The 21,755-nt window shown below is 61.7% G+C and carries 24 protein-coding genes and 1 tRNA gene; 10 read left to right on the forward strand and 15 right to left on the reverse strand.

Annotated elements, in window-relative coordinates; genetic code table 11:
• Positions 1–20: 20 nt before the first annotated feature.
• From M1D89_RS22820 to M1D89_RS22840, 5 genes are all read right to left on the reverse strand, one after another.
• The gene (locus tag M1D89_RS22820; protein ID WP_498647249.1) at positions 21–692 is read right to left on the reverse strand and encodes an urease accessory protein UreF; all 672 of its coding nucleotides are present in this window, start codon (positions 690–692) and stop codon (positions 21–23) included.
• Between the two features lie 138 nt (positions 693–830).
• A complete protein-coding gene (gene ureE, locus M1D89_RS22825; RefSeq protein ID WP_498647253.1) occupies positions 831–1,304 on the reverse strand; it encodes an urease accessory protein UreE in 474 nt (157 codons plus the stop codon).
• An 8-nt stretch (positions 1,305–1,312) separates the two neighbouring features.
• Positions 1,313–3,043 carry an urease subunit alpha gene (ureC, locus tag M1D89_RS22830; protein WP_498647255.1) on the reverse strand — a complete coding sequence of 577 codons (1,731 nt, stop codon included), beginning with the start codon at positions 3,041–3,043 and terminating at the stop codon, positions 1,313–1,315.
• Positions 3,040–3,411, reverse strand: coding sequence for an urease subunit beta (locus M1D89_RS22835; protein WP_498647257.1), 372 nt, complete (start codon positions 3,409–3,411; stop codon positions 3,040–3,042). Before M1D89_RS22835 ends, ureC begins: the two co-directional genes overlap by 4 nt.
• 8 nt (positions 3,412–3,419) lie before the next feature.
• Complete coding sequence (locus M1D89_RS22840; RefSeq protein ID WP_498647259.1) at positions 3,420–3,722, reverse strand: urease subunit gamma; 303 nt, start codon at positions 3,720–3,722, stop codon at positions 3,420–3,422.
• A gap of 205 nt (positions 3,723–3,927) precedes the next feature.
• On the opposite strand from M1D89_RS22840, the gene M1D89_RS22845 reads away from it, so the two are divergent.
• Complete coding sequence (locus tag M1D89_RS22845; protein ID WP_498647261.1) at positions 3,928–4,449, forward strand: flavin reductase family protein; 522 nt, start codon at positions 3,928–3,930, stop codon at positions 4,447–4,449.
• Here the strand turns inward: M1D89_RS22845 and M1D89_RS22850 are convergent.
• The 4 genes from M1D89_RS22850 to M1D89_RS22865 form a co-directional block, all read right to left on the reverse strand.
• Positions 4,381–5,094: a biliverdin-producing heme oxygenase gene (locus M1D89_RS22850; protein ID WP_498647263.1), complete on the reverse strand. Its 714-nt coding sequence runs from the start codon at positions 5,092–5,094 to the stop codon at positions 4,381–4,383. The genes M1D89_RS22845 and M1D89_RS22850 overlap by 69 nt on opposite strands.
• A 185-nt stretch (positions 5,095–5,279) precedes the next feature.
• Positions 5,280–6,389 (reverse strand): ATP-binding protein, encoded by a 1,110-nt coding sequence (locus M1D89_RS22855; RefSeq protein WP_498647265.1) that lies wholly within the window; start codon positions 6,387–6,389, stop codon positions 5,280–5,282.
• A 200-nt stretch (positions 6,390–6,589) separates the two neighbouring features.
• Positions 6,590–7,690, reverse strand: a complete 1,101-nt coding sequence (locus M1D89_RS22860) for a D-TA family PLP-dependent enzyme (RefSeq protein WP_498647267.1) — start codon at positions 7,688–7,690, stop codon at positions 6,590–6,592.
• A gap of 47 nt (positions 7,691–7,737) precedes the next feature.
• Positions 7,738–8,742, reverse strand: coding sequence for a LacI family DNA-binding transcriptional regulator (locus M1D89_RS22865; RefSeq protein ID WP_498647269.1), 1,005 nt, complete (start codon positions 8,740–8,742; stop codon positions 7,738–7,740).
• Positions 8,743–9,040: 298 nt separating this feature from the next.
• Here M1D89_RS22865 and M1D89_RS22870 point away from each other — a divergent pair, with 298 nt between their 5' ends.
• The 5 genes from M1D89_RS22870 (at position 9,041) to M1D89_RS22890 (ending at position 12,462) form a co-directional block, all read left to right on the forward strand.
• Entirely contained in the window at positions 9,041–9,760 is a 720-nt protein-coding gene (locus M1D89_RS22870; protein ID WP_498647271.1) for a GAF and ANTAR domain-containing protein, read from the forward strand.
• 282 nt (positions 9,761–10,042) lie between these two features.
• Positions 10,043–10,825 carry a GAF and ANTAR domain-containing protein gene (locus M1D89_RS22875; protein ID WP_498647272.1) on the forward strand — a complete coding sequence of 261 codons (783 nt, stop codon included), beginning with the start codon at positions 10,043–10,045 and terminating at the stop codon, positions 10,823–10,825.
• A gap of 123 nt (positions 10,826–10,948) precedes the next feature.
• A complete protein-coding gene (locus M1D89_RS22880; protein ID WP_498647274.1) occupies positions 10,949–11,671 on the forward strand; it encodes a GAF and ANTAR domain-containing protein in 723 nt (240 codons plus the stop codon).
• Positions 11,672–11,682: 11 nt separating this feature from the next.
• Positions 11,683–11,991 carry a hypothetical protein gene (locus M1D89_RS22885; protein WP_498647276.1) on the forward strand — a complete coding sequence of 103 codons (309 nt, stop codon included), beginning with the start codon at positions 11,683–11,685 and terminating at the stop codon, positions 11,989–11,991.
• A 96-nt stretch (positions 11,992–12,087) separates the two neighbouring features.
• A complete protein-coding gene (locus M1D89_RS22890; protein WP_498647278.1) occupies positions 12,088–12,462 on the forward strand; it encodes a hypothetical protein in 375 nt (124 codons plus the stop codon).
• Here the strand turns inward: M1D89_RS22890 and arfA are convergent.
• Positions 12,459–13,985, reverse strand: coding sequence for an arabinosylfuranosidase ArfA (arfA, locus tag M1D89_RS22895; protein ID WP_498647280.1), 1,527 nt, complete (start codon positions 13,983–13,985; stop codon positions 12,459–12,461). The genes M1D89_RS22890 and arfA overlap by 4 nt on opposite strands.
• 201 nt (positions 13,986–14,186) lie before the next feature.
• Here arfA and M1D89_RS22900 point away from each other — a divergent pair, with 201 nt between their 5' ends.
• Positions 14,187–14,792: a class I SAM-dependent methyltransferase gene (locus M1D89_RS22900; RefSeq protein WP_498647282.1), complete on the forward strand. Its 606-nt coding sequence runs from the start codon at positions 14,187–14,189 to the stop codon at positions 14,790–14,792.
• 138 nt (positions 14,793–14,930) lie between these two features.
• On the opposite strand, the gene M1D89_RS22905 is transcribed toward M1D89_RS22900, so the two are convergent.
• A tRNA-Lys gene (locus M1D89_RS22905) sits at positions 14,931–15,003 on the reverse strand.
• Positions 15,004–15,243: 240 nt separating this feature from the next.
• Here M1D89_RS22905 and M1D89_RS22910 point away from each other — a divergent pair.
• The gene (locus tag M1D89_RS22910) at positions 15,244–15,903 is read left to right on the forward strand and encodes a hypothetical protein (RefSeq protein ID WP_498651017.1); all 660 of its coding nucleotides are present in this window, start codon (positions 15,244–15,246) and stop codon (positions 15,901–15,903) included.
• A 234-nt stretch (positions 15,904–16,137) separates the two neighbouring features.
• On the opposite strand, the gene M1D89_RS22915 is transcribed toward M1D89_RS22910, so the two are convergent.
• Positions 16,138–16,869: a hypothetical protein gene (locus tag M1D89_RS22915; protein WP_498647284.1), complete on the reverse strand. Its 732-nt coding sequence runs from the start codon at positions 16,867–16,869 to the stop codon at positions 16,138–16,140.
• Positions 16,870–17,064: 195 nt separating this feature from the next.
• Between M1D89_RS22915 and M1D89_RS22920 the strand changes: the two genes are divergently transcribed.
• Positions 17,065–17,682 (forward strand): DUF47 domain-containing protein, encoded by a 618-nt coding sequence (locus M1D89_RS22920; RefSeq protein ID WP_026005244.1) that lies wholly within the window; start codon positions 17,065–17,067, stop codon positions 17,680–17,682.
• 1 nt (position 17,683) lies between these two features.
• On the forward strand, positions 17,684–18,700 hold the full coding sequence (locus tag M1D89_RS22925) for an inorganic phosphate transporter (RefSeq protein ID WP_498647286.1): 1,017 nt from the start codon (positions 17,684–17,686) through the stop codon (positions 18,698–18,700).
• A 160-nt stretch (positions 18,701–18,860) separates the two neighbouring features.
• On the opposite strand, the gene pstB is transcribed toward M1D89_RS22925, so the two are convergent.
• The 3 genes from pstB to pstC form a co-directional block, all read right to left on the reverse strand.
• The gene (pstB, locus tag M1D89_RS22930; protein WP_011772968.1) at positions 18,861–19,640 is read right to left on the reverse strand and encodes a phosphate ABC transporter ATP-binding protein PstB; all 780 of its coding nucleotides are present in this window, start codon (positions 19,638–19,640) and stop codon (positions 18,861–18,863) included.
• 69 nt (positions 19,641–19,709) lie between these two features.
• Positions 19,710–20,813, reverse strand: coding sequence for a phosphate ABC transporter permease PstA (gene pstA, locus M1D89_RS22935; RefSeq protein ID WP_498647288.1), 1,104 nt, complete (start codon positions 20,811–20,813; stop codon positions 19,710–19,712).
• Positions 20,814–21,746, reverse strand: coding sequence for a phosphate ABC transporter permease subunit PstC (gene pstC / locus M1D89_RS22940; protein WP_017197022.1), 933 nt, complete (start codon positions 21,744–21,746; stop codon positions 20,814–20,816).
• Positions 21,747–21,755: the final 9 nt, after the last annotated feature.

Consider the following 21,755-nt stretch of genomic DNA (forward strand, 5'->3'; position numbering starts at 1 on the left):
TTTTCTGTCCTTTGCACTAGCTAGCTCATGAACATGCGGGCGCGTTGCCGTTCGTGCCGCATTTGTGAAATTTCGAGGCCGGGACTGACGGCCCCGAAGTCGTCCCAGCACAGCTGTGCTACATCATCGACGGCGGTAGCGACGGCGTCGTGCGCTTGGCGAAGGACGCGCTGCCCGGCGTTCTGCCCGAGCGGAATGGCGCGCACGGCGTTTTGGGTCAGCGAAGTAACGGTGGCAAATAGATACGCAGAGAGCGCCGCTTCAAAAGGAACTCCCAAGGACCGCGCAATCACCCCAAAGGCCAAAGGTTGATGCCCCCCGGCACCACCCCCACGAACCAACGCCCTATACGCCTCCAACTCCCCCGAAGGAAACACTTCACCGCCGATCTCCAACAGTCGTCCCCCCATCTTCAAGGAGGCCTCCCGAACCTCCCGAGCCAACAACTGGGCAGATAGCACCCCATCCAACAAGCCCACATCCACGCCCTCATACAAGAACCGCAGAGCCAACCCATCGGAATAAGTCAGCTGCTGCCCCACAAACACCCCCAGCCAGTTCCCGAAAGTGACCTCATCCCGGACCAACTCACGATGTATGTAGCTCTCAAACCCCAAAGAATGAGCAAACGCCCCCGTAGGCAACGCAGAGTCAGTCAACTGCTGAAGAGCAAGCTGATATCCGGCACTCAAAGCGCACCGCGCTGTAACTGGGCTCGACAAGCGGAGGCGGGTGATAGGGGCCGCGGTGTGGAGGGCATCGCGAAGCGGGCACGGCCCCTATCACCCGCCGGAGGCTTGCCAACCCCGAAAGCCAGCACCGGGATTCGCCTAGTGCGAATGCTCAGCATGGCGAAAAGGCACCGGCATGACCCGTTCTTGCCTGTCGTAGGGGACGCCGACGCTCTTCAGATAATCTTCGACCGTGTGGTCATACTGACAAACCATGACCTCACCGCCGTATTCGGATGGAGCGTCAAAGAACTGTGCCTGCAAGTGCCGGTTGCCGAGTGAATGTGCCACGACCCCCATTTCGTGGATGCTGCGCGGCGCGATCACCAGGACGTCGGTGGGCAGCACGGAGATGACGATGATGTTGTGGTCGTCGACGGCGAGGATGTCGCCGTCGCGGAGGTCGCCGGTTCCGGTGGGGAGACGGATACCGAGTTCTTTGCCGTGGTCGGTGGTGACGCGTTGGATGCGTTTGACGAGCAGGGCGCTGGGCAGGACTACTTTTTCTTTGTGGCGGCCTGCATAGTGGTTGGGCTGTTCGTGGAGGTTGCCCAGGATTTTTTCGATGATCATGGAGGCTCCTAGAAGAGGAAGTAGCGCTGGGCCATGGGCAGCACATCGGAGGGCTGGGAGGTGATTTCGACGCCGTCGACACTCACCTTGTAGCTTTCGGGGTCGACGGCGATGTCCGGGGTTTCGCCGTTGTATTTGAGGTCCGCTTTGCTGAGGTTGCGGATCCCGGTGACGGGTTTGATGATGCGTTCGAGTCCGAGTTCGGCAGGCACTCCGGCGTCGATGGCGGCTTTGGACAGGAACGTAATGGACGTCTGTTGAAGTGCCTTGCCGTACGTGGCGAACATGGGCCGCATGGTGCGTGGTTGCGGCGTGGGAATGGAGGCGTTGGCGTCGCCCATGAGTGCGTAGGCGATTTGTCCGCCTTTGACGACGAGTTCGGGTTTCACGCCGAAGAAGGCAGGGTCCCAGAGGACGAGGTCGGCGAATTTGCCTTCTTCCACGGAGCCAATGACGTCAGCCATTCCTTGGGCAATGGCCGCGTTGATGGTGTATTTGGCGACGTAGCGTTTGAGCCGGAAGTTGTCGGATTCGGCGGAACCGTGCACGGCTCCGGACGGATCGTGGAGGACACCGCGTTGGCGTTTCATGGCGTCAGCCACCTGCCAGGTGCGGGTGACCACTTCGCCCACGCGTCCCATGGCTTGGGAGTCGGAGGAGGTGATGGCGAAGATACCGAGGTCGTGCAGGACGTCTTCCGCGGCGATGGTTTCGGCTCGGATTCGCGAGTCAGCGAAGGCCACGTCTTCAGGGATGTCGGGGTTGAGGTGGTGGCAGACCATGAGCATGTCCAGGTGCTCTTCGATGGTGTTTTTGGTGTACGGCAGCGTGGGGTTGGTAGATGCGGGAAGCACGTTGGGCAGGCCGGCGATCTTGATGATGTCCGGAGCGTGGCCACCGCCTGCGCCTTCGGTGTGAAAGGTGTGAATCACGCGCCCGTCGATCGCCCGGATGGTGTCTTCCACGAAACCGCACTCATTGAGGGTGTCTGTGTGGATGGCAACTTGGACGTCGTATTCGTCTGCTACGCGCAGGGACACGTCGATGGATGAGGTTGTTGAGCCCCAGTCCTCATGGACTTTGAGCCCTACGGCACCGGCGCGGATCTGCTCTGCGAGGGGCTCGACGGCGGACGCGTGACCCTTGCCGAAGAGGCCGATGTTCACGGGGAGCCCTTCGGCCGCTTGGAGCATTCGGGAAATGTGCCAGGCGCCGGGTGTGATGGTGGTGGCTTTGGTTCCTTCGGCAGGGCCGGTGCCGCCGCCCACCATGGTGGTGATGCCGTTGCACAGGGCAGCCGGCACCTGTTCCGGGGAGATGAAGTGGATGTGGGTGTCGATGCCGCCGGCGGTGAGGATTTTCCGTTCACCGGCGATGATTTCCGTGCTGGCGCCGATCACGATGTCCACGCCGTGGGTGATCTGCGGGTTGCCGGCCTTGCCGATTTTGAAGATGTGCCCGTCTTTCAGGGCAATGTCGGCTTTGTAGATGCCCGTGTAGTCCAGGACGATCACGTTGGTTATCACTGTGTCAGGGATGTCATCTGAGCGGAGGAGCTGGCCGTTCTGGCCCATGCCGTCGCGGATGACCTTGCCCCCACCGAAGACCACTTCTTCGCCGTAGACCGTGTGGTCCTTCTCGATCTCGAGGAACAGTTCCGTGTCAGCCAACCGGATGGCATCACCGGTGGTCGGACCGTACAGCTCGGCGTACTGTTTGCGGGGAATTTCGAAGCTCATTTGGCGTCTCCTTCCGAAGCAGCCCCGCTCAGTGAAGCAGTCCTACTCAGGCGAGTACCGCCGTCGAGCTTTCCATTGACGGCGTTACTGAGCCCGAAAACTTCCCGGGCCCCGGCAATCGCGATCAGCTGGACCGTCTTCCTGTCGCCAGGTTCGAATCGGGCGGCCGTGCCCGCGGGAATGTCCAGGCGTCGGCCGTAAGCGGCGTCGCGGTCGAACTCCAAAGCTCTGTTGGCCTCGGCAAAGTGGTAGTGCGAACCAATCTGGACGGGACGGTCGCCGCGGTTCACAACCTCGACGGCGATCGCCGCACGGCCGCTGTTGCACGCGATGGAACCGCGCTGGAGCCTGTATTCACCGGGGATCATGGGGGCTCCTAACGGATGGGGTTGTGGACTGTGACGAGCTTGGTGCCATCCGGGAAGGTGGCTTCGATCTGGACGTCATGGATCATCTCCGGTACGCCTTCCATCACGTCTTCGCGGCGGAGCAGGGTGGTCCCGTAGCTCATGAGCTGGGCAACTGTTCGGCCGTCACGGGCCCCTTCGAGGAGCTCGTAGCTGATGATCGCCACGGCTTCCGGGTAGTTCAGTTTGAGGCCTCGTCCTTGGCGGCGCCGCGCAAGGTCTGCGGCCACCACGATCATGAGTTTCTCCTGCTCGCGGGGCAAAAGATGCATGGTTACTCCTTGGACAGCGGGCACCTGGACAGATTGTGACCAGCGTAGGGAGCAGAAGTTTCGGCTACGTTTCCAAATCGTCTCAGTCGAGGGTCGGTTTCTCAGGAATTGACCTCAACTTAAGTTGAGGTCCTAGCATCAATCAGGTGTGTGCCTGCAAGAGGCGCCCTCCCGAACGCAGTTCAAGTCCCACGAAGGTGTATGAATGACCCACCACAAGCCCCTGCCATCCGAACCAGTCGACGATTTGTTCAGGGCTGCGTTTCGCGCTCATCCGGCTGGAGTCTCGATTGTTACCGCAACGGGACCGGACGGAGCGGTGGGGCTGACGGCATCCTCAGTAGCATCGGTGGCAGTGGATCCACCCACCCTCGCATTCTCTGTAACCGGCGGCCGTTCGGCTTCTCATATCGCAGCCGCACAGACAGTCGTGGTGCACCTGATCGGCGCTGATCAATTGGAGCTGGCTCGGAGCTTTGCAGATCCATCGGCCCCGCGTTTCACGGACTCCATGGACTGGAAGGTGCTGCCCACGGGAGAGCCCCTGCTCAAGGAAGCCGTTTGGGCATTGCGCTGCGAAATCATCCACCGGGCGCCGCTGGGCGGATCGGTGTTGCTGGCAGCGAGGGTTTTGGATATCCGGTCCAACCCGTCAGATTCAGCTCCGCTGGTTTACCACAACAGGGAGTTCCATACCCTGTTTCGCAGCGTGCAGGCCGTCGCTTAGCTCTAAGTAGTAGTCCATCAGATCCACGAAGACCTGCCGGTTGGTTTCGAAAGCCGTCTCGGCATGGTGAAGGATTTCCTGCTTCTCGGTGTCCGAGAATTCGGCCTCGTCCAAGTGCCTGCGATATGAGTCCTTGTACGGCTTGATTTTCCCAATGCTGTCAAAAGCGTAGAAGTTAAGCCCTTCGGGGTTGATGCCGTAGTGCCGCTGAACAAGAGCGGAGATGATCTGCCCGCCCGAAAGATCACCCAAATACCGGACGTAGTGGTGTGCCATGAGATACGTGGTCGAGCCCGGACCGAGTTCATGGAGTTCATCGGCATACGCCTTGGCGCCGGGCGTCACATGCAGTTGGCCTGCGGCGAGCTTCCGCTCCCAGTCATCCCCGTAGTGGACAGCCAAGTCCTTTTGCAGCGCCGGAACCCGCATGAGGGCCGGGTCAGCAAAGGGTGCGAGACGAGGGTCCGCATTGACTTCCAGCGCTGATTCCAAGGCCCGGTAGATGACATAGTTCTGCAGCAGAATAGCTGCTACCTGGCTAGCCTCCATCCGGCCGGCCAGCAATTCAGTGACGAATCCAGCCTGCTCGGCATGCTCGTGCGCGGAGGCTGTATGGCTTTTGAGCTCCTCGGAAAAGGCGGTCATACTTGACTCCAGTCATCAAGCTAACGGACCAGAAGGCTGTTTGATGACACTCTGTCACAGGACCCGCGAGGGGTAAAGCTTTCGTGCTGGTCCACGAGCGCACATGGCCGTTCTGCTAGGAACGGCACCTCCACTGCCTAGATGACCCCGGGAAGCCCCCTCAATTCAAGCGTCTCACTGCGGTGTCAGGCGTCTGGGTTCTTGCGCAGGTACTCTCGGAGGCCGGGAATGGCGAAGTCAACCTTGCCGTGTCCGGTTGATTCGATGAGGCCGGCGTCGAGGAGCCGGTTCCTATATTTCGCAACGAGGGTTGGCCGGGATCCTGTGCGGTGGATGATGTCGGCCGTCGCTGAGGGTCCGTCATCGATGGACATGGCATGGAGGAATTCACGGTCCTTGGCTGAGGCTGCTGCGAGGGCTGCTTCAATGACGACGCGTTCGTTGCGTCGGATGCCGGCGGCTATGGCTCTGTCGACCGCGTCAGAAGAGAGTGTTCCGTTGTTCTTCTCAGCTTCTCGCCAGAGGAAGTAGCCGATGAGCTGGATCAGGAAGGGGTATCCGCCTGTGGCGGCTGCTGCCTCACGAACCAGCTCAGGCGGGATGCTAATGTCAGCGGCGGCGAACGTGTCGGTGTAGGACTTCTCGACGTCGCGGACAGCTGCGGCGTGCAAGTCGATTTTGTCGGCCCTGCGAAGGAACGTCGCAACACCTTCGTTCAGGAGGTCCGATACTGCTGAGGGCAGTCCCGCGAAGATCAACGCGATGGGTAGGCGGTCCTGGATGAAGTGCTGTACGTTGGCGGCCAGTTGGGCGAGTTCCGTACGATCAGCGGCGTGGATCTCATCCACCGTGATCAGCAGGCCCGTGCCGCGTTCATCAAGTAGCGCCAGCAGGGTTTCTCCCAGTTCACGCCAGTCGACCTGGCGTTCGGGTGTCAGCTGGGAGGTGATGCTGAAGCCGGCGATCGACAACCCGGTGATCCGGCGGCGGGATTCAGGGCTGTCAGCCAGTTCCTGGGTCAATCGGCGCATCTTCTCCCCAATGCGGCCCATGAATGCCCCGGTGGCGGTCTCGGCAATGACGGCCCACCCGTGTTCGCGGGCGACGTCGTGGGCTGCCCCCAACATGACTGTCTTACCGATACCCCGCGCTCCAGTGAAGATGGACAGCAAACCAGGCGCACCTGAGCCGAGCTCGAGCCCGTATTCGAACTCGTCCAGAAGCCCGGAACGGCCGATGACTTCCGGCGGAGTAGCTCCGGCTGTAGGTCTAAAGGGATTCTCGGTTGTGGGCACTGGGACTCCAGAATCAGGTAAATCTAGGTTAGTTTGGTGAATTTGGGTAGCGAGGTGAATATGGTGAATATCCCCATGCTATCGCACCCTATCTCGGGAAAGCCCCCGACTTGAAGAGGTTCATCATGGAGGAAAATCGGATCATCGGGAACCTCTAGGTCCTTGGGGCGAGTCAGCAGAACGCCAACAGATGGCCCCGCTTAGTTGTTCCGGCCGCGGGCTGCCACAGCCCACTGCTCCGCCACGGCCCCGGCACGCACAACAGTAACTTCGTCCACGAGGTTCATGGTGAGGCACACATGATTGGGGATGACCCGGAGCCGCGTGCCCAGGGATGGCAGTTCCGAAGAATCCGGCCACACAACCGTGGCGTGGTGCTCGGATAGCGCGGTAACGCGGGCCTCGGGGAATTCGGGAAGCCGTCCGTATCCGGTGGCCCAGTCCGGACGGTCACTGCCCAGGATCTTGCTGCCCGCGTCCACCACAACGCGGCGTACGTTCCCGCCGCGGGCTTCGTGCCTGCTGACAACGGTAGCGGCTACCGTCAGGGCGATGTCGTCCCAGCTGCAGCGTTCGAGTTCCAGTTGCTGAGCATCACCGAACACGTAGACTCCGGGCCGCAGTTCAGTTGCCGCGGTGTCACCGGAGATCAGGGCTGTAGGTGTGGATCCCCCGCTGATGGTCTTCACCTCAAAGCCGGCCTGGCTCAAAGCCTCAGCGGCCTGCGCCAATGATTCATTCTCGTTGCTCGCCGCACCAGTCGGCATGCCGGGCTTGTAGCTGTGCCCCGGGAAGGTAAAGACTCCTGCCACGTTCAACCCGGCAGACGCTGCGGCACGCGCAACATCCACCACTTCGGCCGGCAGTACGCCGCTCCGGTGATGCCCGCTGTCCACTTCGATGAGCACCTCAATGCTTCCGGCGTCCGCGCCCAGTTGGCCACCCATCGCCGTCGCGCTTTCCACCGAGTCAACGCCAACGGCAAGGCGGCACTGAGCCGCCAAGGCGCGTAGGCGTTTCGCGTGTGGCACTTCAACCCAGAGCGGGTAGGCGATGAAGATGTCCGTCACGCCGTCCGCAGCGAAGACCTCAGCTTCACCGATCGTGGCCACAGTTATACCGACGGCTCCCGCCGCGAGCTGCTTGCGCGCAATCTCCAGTGTCTTGTGCGTCTTCACATGCGGACGGAGCCCCAGCCCGCGCCCGCGCACGCTCGAAGCCATCCGTTCGATGTTCCGGTCCAGGACATCGACGTCGATCAGGACGGCAGGGGTGATGACGGCAGCGGGAATCACGTTCATTCCTCAAACACTAACGGCCGGGACACACGGCCTGGAAAGTAAGCACCCTACGGCGCGGACTGCCTGACGCGCATTTCGAAGGCCGCTTTCGGTTGCTGGACGGTGGGTGCGGCGTCTTTGCTTTCAATTCGCCGGATGATGAGTTCGACGGCGCGCTCCGCAATTTCCGTCCGCCCCGGCGCCACAGTGGTCAACGACGGCGACGCGAACCGCGACTCATCAATGTCATCGAAGCCGGCCACGGCTATCTCTTCCGGGACTTTCCGACCGCGGACCAGGAGTTCGTGCAGCGCCCCCAAGGCGAGGGCGTCGTTGAGCCCGAAGACGGCGTCGAATTCCACACCGCTGTCCAGCAACCTCGCGGTGGCATCCGCACCGGCGTCGCGACGCCAATCGCAGGGGACCACCAGCGCAGGGTCATGCTCCACGCCGGCGGCAGCGAGCGCAGCCCGGTACCCGCGGAGGCGAAGGCCGTTGCTGCCGGCTTCATCGCCGTCGTGCGCGCCTAGGACTGCTATACGACGGCGGCCACCCGCCAGCAGGTGCGTGGTTACCGCGGCCGCAGCTTCCTGGTTTTGGATGAGGACCATGTCCAGCCGCGGGTCCTGCACGAATTCGCCCAGGAGGACCAGCGGTTTCTTGCCGGCAGCGGAGATGATCTGTTCGGCGTCGAGCGCGAGCGGAATGAACAGGAGGCCGTCGGTGAGGCTACGGAACTGGCCTTGGAGCGCAGCTTTCTCGTGCTCCGGCTCGTTGCCGGACTGCTCCACCAGGACACGGTAGCCGCGGGCCCACGCCGCCTTCATGATGTCCGAGGCGAGCTCCGCGTAGTACGGGATGGAAAGATCGGCCAAGACCAAACCGAGCATGCTGGTCTTTCCGGACCGGAGGCTGCGGGCCGTCAGGTTGGTTTCATAACCGAGCTCGTCGATCGCATCAAGGACGCGTTGCTTGGTGGCGGGGCGGATGAACTCGTAGTTGTTGATGACGTTGGAGACCGTCTTTAACGAGACTCCCGCCGCGCGTGCGACGTCATTCATGGTGACGGCCATGCGGGTGCTCCTTCTTTAGGTTCTTATACATCGTTGCAGATAGGGGGCCTCATACTGTGTCCATCACCGCGGCGACTGCCTCGATTTCCACCAACTGATGGTCTTTATCGGGTTGAATACATCCCATCACGGGCCACCGCCCTGTCATGTTGAATGGCATCGGCGTAGTCTCGAATGTAGGAGATTTCGGGTTGCGGCTAATGGTCCGGAGTTGAATATCCGGGCTTTGCGCGAACACGAGCGCACTGCCGCCCAGCCGGAGATGCGTGGACTCCGGTGTTGCTGGAATTGAGGCCGCATGGCCGAGAGTGACGCAGTGCCCACAGCCGAACAGCTGCAGGATCTGCTTTTGGAAAGCCCGGGATTCACCGATTTTCTTCTTGGATTGGCAACCATTTCGGCGTCTCTGCTGGGCGGCGACTCACCTATGCTGTGCGCCATTACCGTGGAGCGTGACGGTGGCCCATCCACGGTTGCCAGCAGCAATGAGGCTGCCCGACGCCTGGACGAAAAACAATACGAGTTCGACGACGGGCCTTGTCTTACGGCGCTCCGCCAGCAGCGCACGGTGTTGATTCCGGACCTTCAGTCCGATGACTCCTGGCAGCATTATGCAAAGGCAATATCCAATGAGGGCATCCGGTCTGTGCTGGCAGTCCCCATTCAAACCGATGACGGATCAAAATCTGCCCTGAACTGTTACTCCAAAGAGCTGGGGACCTTTGGCCCGGACACGGTAGCTCGGGTGGAAAGCCATGCCGCATCACTGTCACGGATTCTGCGACTGGCTCTTCGCCTCCACACCGAGGTCCCCTATCCTGAGCACCTGCGGTCCGCCTTCAAATCCCGCGCCATCGTAGACGCAGCAATCGCACTGATCATGATGCAGAACCACTGCAACCGGGAATCAGCGCTGCGACTGATCCAAGTGGCCTCACGCAACAGCAATAAACGGCTCCATGAAATAGCGGGAGACATCCTGGACCGTGCCGGCTATGCGGATCAGGGGGGAAGGTAGTTCGATGAATGCCGAACCTTGGGGCGCATCGGGTAACCATGGAGAATTTGATCAACGTCTGCAGGCCTCTTGCAGATTCCAGGTTGGAAATATCAGCCTTGATAGATTGTGGACTTACTATTTCGGGATTGGAGGAAACGCCGACGAATTGGCTTTGGAGGCCTACCTTAACGAACTTCTGACCCTGGCCCCCGGTCAGATGCAACTCGTAGACACTGCCTTGAAGGAGCTCAGCTCTAACGGTCGGACGGAACCGGCCGGGCAGTAGTAAGGAAACACGCATTGACTGAAACCCAGCCCTCGGAGCAGATTCCCGTCCCGGACCCTGACGAGGACCACGTAGACCTGACGGACTTCCTGGTGCACCTGCAGGAGCTACTCGTGGAGAACGCAGACATCCGCGAATTCCTTCAGGATCTCGTCACCATGACTTCCGGAAAACTAAGCCGGGACGGCAATACCATCGCTTGCGGCCTCACCGTAATTCGGCAGAAAAAGCCAGTTGCTGTCGCCGACAGCGATCCCCTGGCCCGAAAACTGGACGACATCCAGAACAGCTACGGAGACGGACCCTGCCTCTCGGCCTTGCGCACACGCACCATTACGCACGTCCCGGATGTCCATGAAGAAACTCGGTGGGCGGACTACATGAAAGCCGCCGCGTGCACGGACGTAGGCTCAATTCTCGCGTTGCCAATGGAACTGAACAGCACCGCGGAAGCCGTCGTGAACCTTTACTCAACGCGTCCCCACGGCTTCTCCCATGAGGACATCGCCGCGGCCGAGAGGATCACAGCAACGGGAGCGAAAGCGCTGTACTTAGCCCTGAAAATCGCCCAGTTGCGGGATGCGCGCGAGAACCTCGCGGCCGCCTTGGCGTCACGCACGGCTATCGACACCGCCGTCGGAATCGTCATGGCGCAGAACCGCTGCAGCCGCGATGCCGCCTTCCAGATCCTGGTCAGCGCTTCCAGTCACCGCAACATCAAACTTCGCACTGTAGCGGAGGGCGTCATCAGCCATGTGGCAGGAGACCGGAATATCCCGACCGCATTTGAGGAGTAGAAATTGAACCACGCGGTTGGGGCATGAGGTTCCAAAAGCACTAGGCTGGAATTGCAACAAGCAATCCAGCAATTCACAGAATTTACGTGTCGGCTTGCCGACATGAACGGCCGGGAGAAGACCATGACGAAGAAGCAACTTCCTCTGGATGAACTCTCCGGTGCCATCGGCAGGATACTGGGCCTTCTCCTCACCGAGGAAAAGGTGGACCATGCAGTTCAGAACCTTTCACAGGCCATCAAGGAATCCGTACCTGGGACCATCGGCGCCGGCGTTTCCATCCTCGATTCCCAAGCCCGCCGAACCAGCACAGGTTTCACGGACAGCATCGTGGAGCAGGCCGACCACCTGCAATACGAGCTGGGTCAGGGTCCCTGCCTCACTGCCTGGGCGTCTGAGGAATCCGTCATCATCAGCGATGTCCGCACCGACCCCCGCTGGCCCGAATGGTCTGCGGCAGTCAGCACCTTACCTATCAGGTCAGTCGTCAGTGCACCGCTCATGGCCAATGGACACAGCATCGGTGCCATCAAAATTTATGCTTCCGAACCTTCCGTGTTTGAAACCGCCGCTGTTTCGTTAATGGATCTTTATGCTTCCCCTGCGGCTACACTTCTAGCCCACATCCAGAGCACCGAAACGCCCAAGCGCATCAGCGAGGGCCTCCAGCTGGCCCTGCACAGCAGGGACTTGGTCAACCGCGCCTGCGGAATCCTCATGGAACGCCACAAAATTACTCATGAACGAGCCCTCCAACAACTGATACTGCAGGCGCGCAACAAGAGCCAGAGCCTCCAGGAAGTCAGCGCGGAGCTGGTAGCCGGGATCCCGGCAGACCGGAACTAGGGCCGCGGGACATGGGCTTCGATAACAACGAACCCGAGCAACGGCGCAGACTCCAAGCGGCGCTCTCAGGCGCGGGGATCACCACAGGCACTCTATGGCTGCAGTACTTCAGCATCGGCGGGTCGGTGGGCGAGTACGAGGTTGAAGCTTACCTGCAGGGCATGCTCTCCCTCCCCGAACTGGAACGCGACCTCCTGGCCATGGCTGCTAACGAACTGTCCAACAGCGGTCCCGGACCCCACGCGCCGTACTCCGATGAATTCCCCCTCGACGCTCCGCGGGAAACCGATTCCACGGACGACGGCCCTGCTTCCCAGTAGCCGTCACACCCCGCTCATTTACCTGCAACGCGCCCGCAACAAACATGCGCAAAGCTGGATCCATAAAAGACGCGCAGCCAGCTGAGGGGTGCAGACATGAGCATTGTAAACAGGGATCTTTTCCAGGCATTGAAGACACAGGCAAGCCTGGCGCAGGCGTTCGGCACTTTGCCCGGAAGCCAGGATGAACCACACGCGCTGAAGCCAGGGGAGTTCATCGAGGCGTGGCACAACGGCCGCCTCTATCACCGGGGCACTGTAGTGAAAACAGTGGCCGGCACCGACCTTTTTTGGCTCCAGGACGAAACCGGCAGCCGCCGTCTGCTGGACATGGAGTCAATGGAAATCGTGACTGGCGACGAGCCGGCCCCGGCACCTGCAACGCAGGCACCGGAGCCCACCCCGGCAGCCACGGTTACGCCAATTTCGCCGTACCCCATCTTCCGCGACGGTTCGCAGGCTATCGCCTAGGAGTTCACGGCTAGGCGGATCATGCTCCAGCTCACGGCCGGAAGCTCGGCGGTGAGGCGGCCGCCGTCGAGCTCTACACTGACGTTTTCGGACGGCAGGACCGACGTCGAATCGTCAGCCGTCGCCTGCCAGTACGGGTCCTTGTTGGTGTAGGTGACAGCCTCGATAATTTGCGCGGGGTTCAGGCTTCCGACGGCGGCATCCAGCGTCAGCGCGTCAGTTGCCGAGCGGTTGACGGCGAACACCACGGCCTCATTGGCTTCGGCGTCGAACGTTGCCACGGCTGAAAGCGACATGAATCCGGATGTCGTCTTACTCTCCAGCAGCGGGGATTCGACGGCGAGGTTCAGCACTGTGCCCGAGGCGTTCTGCGCGGTGAGCGCGAACGGGTGGAACGTGGTCTGCTTCCAGGCGCGACCACCCGGCTCAGTCATGATCGACGCGATCACGTTGACCAACTGCGCGAGGCTCGCAGAGTGGACGCGGTCCGTGTTGCGCAGCAGCGTGATGAGGAGGTCGCCCACCACCACGGCGTCCGCCACCGTGTAGCGGTCCTCGAGGAGTACCGGTGCAACCGGCCAATTGTCCCCGGTAGGGGCCTTGGACTCATCGCGGGACATGTGCCAGACATTCCACTCATCGAAGGAAATGTTGACCTGCTTCGCGGACTTCGTGGCCGACTTCACATGGTCGATATGGGACACGAGGTCCTTGATGAAGGCTTCCATCCGGTGCCCGGCGGAGAGATGCTCCTGCAAGTCTCCGAAGTCCTCGAAGTACTGGTGCGCCGAGATCAGGTCCACCAGTTCATAGGTCTCGCTGAGGACCACACGCTCCCATTCACCAAACGTCGGCATGGTGGGTGCCGAACTTCCGCAGGCGACCAGTTCAAGATCCGGATTGACCATGCGCATCGCCCGCGCCGTTTCGGCGGCAACCCGCGCATACTCGCCCGCCTTCTTATGGCCGATCTGCCAGAAGCCGTCCATCTCGTTCCCGAGGCACCACATCTTGATGTTGTGCGGCTCGACGGCGCCATTCGCCTTGCGCTGTTCGGACAGGGCCGTTCCACCCGTGATGTTGGAATACTCCAGCAGATCCAAAGCTTCCTGGGTTCCTCGAGTGCCCAGGTTGACGGCCATCATGGGTTCGACGCCGGCCTTCTCGGACCACTTGGCGAACTCGTCCACGCCCACCAAGTTGGGATCGCTGGAATGCCAGGCGAGGTCAAGCCGGGTTGGGCGGTCTTCCTTGGGGCCAACTCCATCTTCCCAGCGATAACCCGACACGAAGTTGCCGCCCGGATACCGGACCGTGGAGACGCCCAGTTCCTTGGTGAGCTCCAGGACGTCGGTGCGGAACCCGTCGTCATCGGCCTTGGGGTGCCCGGGCTCGAAGATGCCCGTGTAGACGCACCGGCCCAAGTGCTCCACGAAAGCGCCGAAGGTCTTCCTCCTGACGGGGCCAACCACGAACGCGGGGTCGAGGGTGATTTTAGCCGCGGGGTTCTCTTGATTTCCCAAGGGTGAGTCCTTATCTGCTGGGTTGCTGTTTTTGCCGCTTTCTACAACGTTATAGAAACTATGCTGACTGGGCCGAGGGGTGTGAGTCAAGGGATTTCTTTGCCACGTCTCGCCCAGTCCCGCTCTCGTTTGCCGAGCAAACCGTAGTGCGGCGAGGGATGCGGACAAGTGCGGGTTTCGGTGCCCAATAGGCTGGGTCCCATGTCATCCGGAACCGTTGCAGCCGCCTACTCCGCCCGCGCAGCCGAATACACCTCGTTGTTCGGGTCCATCAGCAGCACGCATCCGGCCGATCAGCAGCTCGTTCTCGAGTGGGCCAAGGGCCTTTCCGGCAGGGTCATTGACGCCGGCTGCGGGCCAGGACAGTGGACGGACTTCCTGCACTCCGCCGGGGTATCCGTCGAAGGGGTGGACTTGGTCCCGGCGTTCATCGAAACAGCAAGGCAGAGCTACCCGGATGCCCGATTCTCCGTCGGCTCACTTGAAAAGTTACCGACAGCGGATCGGTCACTTGCCGGGATCCTCGCCTGGTACTCCGTAATTCACACACCCCCGGCCGACATCAGCCGGATTCTGGACGAGTTTGCCCGGTGCATTAAGCCCGGCGGCGGCCTTTTGCTCGGCTTCTTCGAAGGCCCCACCCTTGAGGTCTTCCCGCATGCAGTGATTCCGGCCTACTTCTGGCCTGTGGAGGAAATGTCAGCGCCGCTTCAGAAGGCCGGCTTCACAGTGGTCAACACACACTCCCGCGTCGACCCCGAAGCCCGCCCCCACGCCGCCATCGTCGCACTCCGGACGGAACTCTGACCTTCAACACACTCCCCCTGACCTTTGTCCGCCCAGCACACCGTACTGCGGCGGGGGATGCGGACAAGTGCGGGGATCCATGCACACAGGAACAAAAAACAGGCCGGAGACTCAACGTCTCCGGCCTGTCTTGGAGGGTGGGCCCTGTGGGGATCGAACCCACGACCCACGGATTAAAAGTCCGATGCTCTACCAACTGAGCTAAAGGCCCCTCCAGCTGTAGAAACAGCCATGAATACTGTACCCCAATGTCACGGTAGACGAGGAACTCAAGGCGCCATGCGCCGTCGTGACCTTCTTTGACGAAATAACCGACGGCGACGCGCGGCGGCAACGGCGTGTCGCGGCAAGTACGGCGGCAAAGAAGGTCAGGAAGCAACGCCGGCAGCACGAACGGCAGCCCCGGCAACCGTTACTCGACCCCACCAGAGCACAGGAGTACGGTGAACTCATGAGCGAACAGCCAGGACCACGTGCGTACGGCGGAGCGAACAGGCATCACAAACCCAAGCCCTTCGCGCCCATCGATTTCGAACCGTTCGCCGGTGGGGCAGATCCCGCCCGGGTTTCGGAGGCAGCCCATCTGGCCGCCCAGGCGCTGGTGAGACGCGGCCGCGACAGCGATGACCCCAAGGTCACCCGCCGCCTGGTGAAGTTGGCTGACGAGCAGGGCCTCGAAGCCATCGCCGAGATGTGGGCCGAGAGCCCTGCACGCTCCTTGCCCGGCGCTCTTTGGAGGCTGTACGCCCTCCGCGCCGCCACCATCCAGAACCCCGAACGGATCTCTGTCTACTTCAGGGCGGGGCGGGACACCGCGCAGGTTTCCAACGTGGTGGCCGGCGCAGCAGAGCCGCCGGGAGCCGACGAAATGAAGACCATGGCTGACGCCATTTTGTCCGGCGCTTTCGACGGCGAGTTCGACGTCGCTCTGGAACGTTCCGCCGCGTTCTGCCGCGTGGTGGCGCTCGGCCAAGCCACCCTTGCGGATGGCGCAGAACACAGCAATGAGGGCCATGCCAGCAAGCTCACGCGCAATTCGCACCAGCTGGTAAAGACGGCCGAAGACCTCGAGCACGCTGCCAACGCGTGGCGCTTGGGCGAGCTCGACTAACCAACAAAAGGGGCGAAACGTACCCACGTCGGGCCCGGCCTGTCAATGTTGACTTAGCCCGCCTGACGGTGAAAACTAAAGCTGGTGTCGAACCGCGAAACCCCCGGGCTTCAACTTATAGCCGCTTCGAGCGGCCTACCGCCGAGAGGCGTATCCGGTTCGGCACCATTTTTATGCCCGAACGCCGTTTGCCCGGGCCTGCGCTGAGGCGGACCCGGGCAAAGGCGCTGAAAACTACTTCAGCGTGACCGTGGTTTCGGCCTTTTCCTTCTTGTCGTGGTCCAGCTTGCCGTCAGCCGCGGCAGGAGTCATGGTTGCCTCGATCTCGGTTTCCTTGCCCGCGGTGTAGGCGAAATTCTCCGCAATGTTGAAGGACTCGCCCGGCTTCAGCACGAACGGGGCCTCTTCCTTGAGCTTGGTGCCGGAGCTGCTGAGCCCATGCTTCTTATACCCATCGCTACTGGAGTCGGACGGCATGCCGCCCAGGTACTTCCAGTCCGTATATTTTGCGCTGGGAGTGACCAATGAATGGCTCAAGGGGATATCGGCTTGCGATGTGTTGGTGACCACGTAGTTCAGGTACACCACGGGATCGCCCTTCTTGAGCAGGTTTTCCTTGGTTTCTTTGTCCACGAACATGCTGTCCTTGGACGCCACGTCCGTGGCCACCTGGTAGATGTCTACGCTGAAGCTGTCGCCCTTGAGGCTGCCCAGCTTGTCCCCTGCCTCGGAGATGGGCAGCGCCCAGGCCGCTACCTTGTAAGAACCCGAGGAGGTGCCGGCGCCTTCTGACGACGTCGAGGCCAACGGGGAGGCGGACGCTGAAGGCGATGCCGATGCAGACGAGGACGACGACGATTCGGAACCAGCCGTCGTCGAGCCCGCCGTTGCTCCGCCGCAGGCAGTCAGAGCAAGCAGGCCGGCAGCAGCGAGGCCCGTGATTTTCACTACATTATTGAAGCGCATGGTTCCCCCATTGAGTGGATTAATTCAGTGCTTGTCCAGTGTTGCACGGTTACGGAAGCTCAGCGATGGGGACAACTGCCCGCCACGACGTCCGGTGCTTCACAGACGTCGTGGCAGTGCCGGTAAAGTTGGGACCGAAACGGGCGGCGTCAAGTCAAGTCACCCGTGCCCATCCGTCCCCAGCCCGGAAGCGAAATGAAGCTGCGCCTTTTTCCCCAGGAACCTGCCGGGCTCGTACTGCTCGCGCAGATGGCCGGCGTCATTGTTGCCGCTACTGGAACGCTGTCGGAGATTCTCGGCGCCCCGGCCAGTGAGCACCAGCGTCTCGCCGAAGAATTGCACGAGCACGAGTCCAAGTCACTGGACCTGCATTTCGCGCTGCTGACGCACATGCGCACCAGCTTCGTGAACCCACTCCCGCGCGAGGACATGTACACGCTTTCCCGCCACCTCAATGAGGCCATGGAGAAGCTCGACGCCGCCGGAGAACTTGTAGCCCTCTACAAGCTGGATCGGCTCCCCAAGCGCGCTGCAGACCAGTTGGAGATCATCAGTCGGCAGGCCGAGCTCACCGTGGATGCGATGCGGAAGCTTGAGGACCTGGACGAACTGGAGGACTACTGGATCGAGATCCTTCGGCTGGCCAAGCGTGCAGAGCGGTCGCACCGGATCTGGGTGGCCGAGATGCTCAAGGACATGAAGTCCACGCAGTATGCGCGGCACCGGGACATCGCCAACCAACTGGTGGAAGTTACCAAGGACATGCGGAAGGTCGCCACGCAGGTAGGCAGCATCATCGTCAAGGAATCATGACGTGACAATCGTCTTCCTGGTCCTCGTAGTTGCTTTGGCCTCCGGGTTTGCGTTCCTCAACGGCTTCCGCGACGTCTCCAACGCCGTCGCGCTGTCCACCCGGACCCGCGCCCTGACGCCTTCAATCGCCGTGCTCTTGGCTGCAGTCTTCAACTTTGTGGGTGCCATGCTCAGCGGCACCTTCATCCTCGCCTTTACGCAATCGTGGATCACGTTGCCGGAGGGCACCAGCGGCCTCACCATGCTGGCGTCGGGGCTCACCGCGGCCATTTTGTGGGGCGTGTACGCGTGGTGGCGAGGCATCCCCCTGTCCTCCACCAACTCGCTGGTTGGCGGCCTGATCGGCGCCGGGGCGGCTAGTGTCCTTGTGGGCGGCAACGCGGTGGGAGGTATGGACAACGTCCTGCTGACCCAAGTGGCGCTGCCCTTGGTGCTCTCCCCCGTCATCGCGTTCATGGCTGCGTACCTGCTCATATGGCCGGTGACGTGGGCTGCGCGCTACGCCCAACCAAGCGTGGTGAACCGGCGGTTCCGCAGGGCGCAGGCCATCTCCGCCGCCGCTGTGGCATTCGGCCATGGGCTCCAGGACGGTCAGCGCACGGCCGCTGTCATGGTGCTGGCCATGGTGGCCGCCGGCTTGTCCAGCGGCAGCGACGTGCCTCTCTGGATCCTCCTGCTCACCGCCATCATGCTCACTGCGGGCACCATGTTCGGCGGTTGGCGGATCTCCCACACCCTCGGCCACAAACTCATTCGGGTGGATCCCCTGCGCGGTTTCGTGGCACAGACATTGACATCCGTGATGCTCTTCATCGGCGCAATCGGATTTCACCTCCCGCTTTCCACCACCCATACGCTGACCGCCTCCGTGCTGGGTTCGGGCGTGAACCAGCGGTTCCACACCGTCAACAGGCGCTTGGTCAGGAGAATCCTGCTGTTCTGGGTGGCCACGCCCTTGATTACGGCCGCGGCGGCCTTCATCCTGGAGCTGGCGTTCTCGCCCCTCGCGGATTTGTAAAACCAACTGGGTAACAGCAAACGTCGCAATGAGCGCTCATTGCGACGTTTGCTGTTACCTAGTTGGGCAAGAAAAAACGACGGCGGCCGTACCCCCAAGGCGACGGCCGCCGTCGTTCTGTGCCGACTCCCCCCATAGAAGCCGGAACCTGCAGAAACCCTTATCCGAAGCGGCCGGAGACGTAGTCTTCCGTTGCCTTCTGGCCTGGGTTGTTGAAGATGCTGGTGGTGTCAGCGAACTCGATCAGCTTGCCGGGCTTGCCGGTGCCTGCGATGTTGAAGAACGCGGTCTTGTCGGACACACGCGCCGCCTGCTGCATGTTGTGGGTCACGATCACCACGGTGTACTGGTCCTTGAGCTCGTTGATAAGGTCCTCGACGGCCAAGGTTGAGATGGGGTCGAGGGCCGAGCAGGGCTCATCCATGAGGATTACCTGGGGCTCGACGGCGATGGCGCGGGCGATGCAGAGGCGCTGCTGCTGGCCACCGGAAAGACCCGAACCGGGCTTGTCCAGGCGGTCCTTGACCTCGTTCCACAGGTTGGCTCCCACCAGGGACTTCTCAACCAGGGCATCGGCTGCACCCTTGGAAATCTTCTTGTTGTTCAGCTTCACGCCGGCCAGCACGTTGTCGCGGATGGACATGGTGGGGAACGGGTTGGGGCGCTGGAAGACCATGCCCACCTGGGTGCGGACGGTCACGGGGTCCACGCCGGGCCCGTAGAGGTTGTCGCCGTCCAGGAGGACCTCGCCTTCTACGCGTGCGCCGGGAAGGACCTCGTGCATGCGGTTCAGCGTGCGGAGGAAGGTGGACTTGCCGCAGCCGGACGGGCCGATGAAGGCCGTAACGGACTTGGCTTGGATGTTGATGTTGACGTCCTCGACGGCCAGGAAGTTGCCGTAGTAGACATTCAGGTCTTTGACGTCGATGCGCTTAGACATGGTGTTCCTTTGTTCCTTGGGGGTGTGGAAGTTTGAAGGGGCCGCCGGGGAAACCGGTGGCTGGCCCGGCTAGCGTCCCGTTTTGGGTGCGAACAGGCGGGCGATGAGGCGGGCTCCGAGGTTCAGGAGCATCACCAAGATGATCAGCACCAGTGCGGCGCCCCAAGCACGCTGGTCCGAGGGACCAGGGTTGGACGGCGACGTCGGGTTGAGGATCTGCGTGTAAATGAACGTGGGCAGCGAGGCCATCCAGCCACCGAACACATTGTTGTTGATGGTGGTCGCGAACCCGGCAGTGACCAGGATCGGCGCGGTCTCGCCGATAACGCGGGCGATCGCCAAGGTGACGCCGGACGCGATGCCGGAGATCGCCGTTGGAATAACCACCTTGGTGATGGTGCGCCACTTACGCACGCCCAGCGCGTACGACGCCTCGCGGAGCTCGTTCGGGACGATCTTGAGCATTTCCTCGCTGGAGCGGACCACAACAGGGATCATCAGGACGGAAAGCGCGACGGCGGCTACCGCACCGGTCTTGGTGCCGGGGCCAACGATGGCGAAGAAGAACGCTGCCGCGAAGAGGCCGGCCACGATGGACGGGATGCCGGTCATGACATCCACGAAGAACGTGATGGCGCGGGCCAGCGGACGGTCGTTGCCGTATTCCACCAGGTAGATGGAAGTCAGGAGGCCCACGGGCACGGAGATCACCGTGGCAAGGAGCGTGATCTGGAGGGTGCCCAGCAGGGCGTGGTAGATACCGCCGAGGACGGGCGCGCCCTCTTCCACTGCCTTGTTGTCGAAGGCGCCGGTGACACCGTTCATGGAGGTGCCCAGGAAGCCGGGGGTGATGAGTCCGGGAATGCCGTTGACCAGCACCGTGACGATGACCGAGATCAGGGGCAGCAAAGCAACCAGGAAGGCACCCACTACCAGGCACGTGGCAAGCTTGTCCTTGGCTTTGCGGGCACCTTCAACAGCACCGCTCCAGGAGACGAGTCCCACCGCGAACAGGATGGCGGAGACGATGCCCCAGCCGAAGGCGTTGAAGCCGATGAGCGCCAGGATGGCCGCACCGACAATGAGTGCGACGGCCAGGACAATGTAGGGCGCGAACTTGGGCAGTTGACCCTTGGTGAGCGCTGAGCGCTTGCGGACTACTGTGGCGGACATTTAGTTGGCTCCCGAGAATTCTTTGTGCCGGGTGATGATCCAGCGGGCGATCATGTTCACGCCCAGCGTGATGACGAACAGCACCAGTCCGGCGGCGATCAACGTATTGACCTTGATACCGCTGGCTTCGGGGAAGTTCAAGGCGATCTCCGCGGCGATGGTCTGGTTGCCGGACTGGATAAGGCTCGCAGTCAGGACACCGGAGGAGAGCACCAAGGCAACGGCCATGGTCTCACCGAGTGCGCGGCCGAGGCCCAGCATGATGGCGCTGATGATGCCAGGGCGGCCGAACGGCAGCACGGCCATCTTGATCATTTCCCAGCGGGTAGCTCCAAGTGCCAGCGCTGCTTCTTCGTGCAGCTTGGGGGTCTGCAGGAAGATTTCGCGGGACAGGGAGGTGATGATGGGAAGGACCATGACCGACAGGACGATGCCAGCGGTCAGGATGGTCTTGCCGGTTGCGGATGCCGGTCCTTCGAAGATGGGGATCCAGCCGAGGTACGTGGCCAGCCAGTCGTAGGCCGGAGAGATTTCCTTTGCCAGGAAAGCCGCACCCCAGGCGCCGTAGACAACGGAGGGGATGGCTGCGAGCAGGTCCACCACGTAGCCGAGGCCCGAAGCGAGCCGGCGCGGGGCGTAGTGCGAGATGAACAGTGCCACGCCGATTGCCACGGGAGTGGCGATGACGAGGGCGATCACGGCAGCAATCAAGGTGCCCACCACGATCGGGGCGATGTAGGCGAAGAAGCCGTTGCCGCCCTGGATGTCCTCAGCCGGGGCAGTGAGGGCGGGGATGGCCTGCACCACAAGGAATAGCGCGACTCCGAAGAGGACCGCGAGAATCAGGCACCCTGCGGCCATGGCGGCCCCGGAGAAAACCTTGTCCCCGGCGCGTCCTGCGCCTTGGGAGGTTGTCAGGGAGTTGGTGGTCACTTCACGATC

Source organism: Arthrobacter sp. D3-18, assembly GCF_054408525.1.